Origin of the sequence: Leptospira stimsonii, assembly GCF_003545885.1 — a bacterium.
GTDB classification, from domain to species: Bacteria; Spirochaetota; Leptospiria; order Leptospirales; family Leptospiraceae; genus Leptospira; species Leptospira stimsonii.
Genome location: NZ_QHCT01000031.1, coordinates 1 through 1,291, shown reverse-complemented (window position 1 = coordinate 1,291; position 1,291 = coordinate 1). Strand labels below are relative to the sequence as shown.

Sequence of the window (1,291 nt, the reverse complement as noted above, 5' to 3'; positions counted from 1 at the left end):
ACCTTCATACGAATCTGTGTTTCATTCTTAATCTCTTCGATTGCTTTCAAATATAAACCTTCTGGTATATCCAAAATTAAGGTTATCGGCGTTACTATTAATAAAGGAAGCCATCGAATATTATAAGTATTCAAAAAATAATCATATTTCAGAATCTTTTCACCCTCTTTAAAGAAAACTTCAACCCTTCCTTGCATAGGACCAAAAATTGGAATTAAACCGAGCGATCCAAAATGAGAAACGGACCACAATTGGCAAGTTGTTGCATCAGGGTCAGTAAGATCCATTCCCTCTCTACAAAGTGATCTAATCGGTGTAAATACTAATTCGATTATTTTAATATTAGCAGAATTCGAATTACATTTTTGAATACCTAAATCTTTACTAAACTCCGAATCCAATTTTTCAAGTATTGTTTTCCCAAATGAACTTGTTTCATATTTTCTTTCGGTCCATCTCGAAGAATAACAAATACTAGTTAGTTTCTCTTTTTTCGCAGAATAAATTTGTACAAACGTTTTATCGATCCGACTCCCGATTAGAATACAATTATGAATAGAGATTAATATTATATAGAAGTATATTTTTTGGATCATAATATTCAATTATTCTCCTATTTTTAAACACCTGGACCAAACATCTCTTCAGATAATCCCATAAGCCGGAGACAAGTTGGAAAAAAGGCAAGAGCGAATGAAGACAAAAAAGAATCATTATATCTCATTAGCAGTTTTAAAAAACCGAGAATGAAAATCCTCAATAATTTTCTCATCCGAATACGGCCGATAAAGCAGAAAGAAGGTAGGAAATAGCAGCCAGCTAATATAATGCTTGTAACCATTTTTCATAGATTTTTTACGAATTATCTTACGATCCTTTGAATATTCGATTGCCTCTATTTCAAATTCATTGCCTTTAATGATTGGATATCCGATAACGATTAGTTCCAAAATAGCGACAGAGAATTTAGTCTTTTTATACTGAAGAAAATATTTACAATCTTTACTCACTTCAGATTCCAAAAGATTAGTTCTTTGAAAGCTTTTTTCTAATAGATCCTCAGATATAATTTGCATAAAATTAGAAACCTCGAATTTATGATCAACTCCTATAGTATTAATTATTATACAAACCTTATCCTCATAAAATCTTTTAGTTCCATTGAAATTTTCGCTCGAACTAATTGAAGAATCTAATACAGTTAAACATTGATTCAGGATGAAAGTTATAGAGAGTAAAAGCAATACTTTCAGAATTTTTAATTTAACATGGCTAAACTCCCGGACCAAAC

2 protein-coding genes are annotated in these 1,291 nt (G+C 30.8%); both read right to left on the bottom strand.

The features are described 5' to 3' along the window. A partial coding sequence (locus tag DLM75_RS24015) for a hypothetical protein (RefSeq protein ID WP_147456706.1) occupies window positions 1–596 on the bottom strand: 596 nt, incomplete at its 3' end. Between the two features lie 117 nt (window positions 597–713). After that, a partial coding sequence (locus DLM75_RS24370) for a hypothetical protein (RefSeq protein ID WP_118971032.1) occupies window positions 714–1,291 on the bottom strand: 578 nt, incomplete at its 5' end.